Origin of the sequence: Bowmanella yangjiangensis (assembly GCF_017255015.1) — a bacterium.
GTDB classification, from domain to species: Bacteria; Pseudomonadota; Gammaproteobacteria; order Enterobacterales; family Alteromonadaceae; genus Bowmanella; species Bowmanella yangjiangensis.
In genome coordinates this window covers 1-315 of sequence record NZ_JAFKCS010000825.1, presented here as the reverse complement: position 1 = coordinate 315, position 315 = coordinate 1, and the positions used below count along the sequence as shown (strand labels likewise).

Annotated in this window: 1 protein-coding gene; it reads right to left on the bottom strand. The window is 67.0% G+C overall.

Annotated elements, in window-relative coordinates:
• A partial coding sequence (locus tag J0A65_RS26850; protein WP_416135349.1) for a hypothetical protein occupies positions 1 to 283 on the bottom strand: 283 nt, incomplete at its 3' end.
• Positions 284 to 315 lie beyond the last annotated feature (32 nt).

The window sequence follows — 315 nt, the reverse complement described above, 5'->3', positions numbered from 1 at the left end:
AGGCGACAGCCTGGATACCGGGATAGCGGTCCTGCAGCTGCAGCTGGTCCACGGCTCGCTCCCACTCCGCGAGCGTGACCTGGTCACTGCCGATCATCAGGCCTGCGATGCCCCGCAGCACCATCTCGTAGGCCTGCATGCGCGCCAGCACACGCTGGCCGATGTCCTGGGCTTCCTGCTGGAAGCGCCTCTGGCTCTCCTCCCGCTCGCGCTCCTGCAGGGTATTCCACTGCCAGAAGATCAGACCACTCAGCCCCAGCATGAGACCGAGCGCCACCAGCAACGGTGTCCAGGGCCGTGGCGGCCGCTTGACAG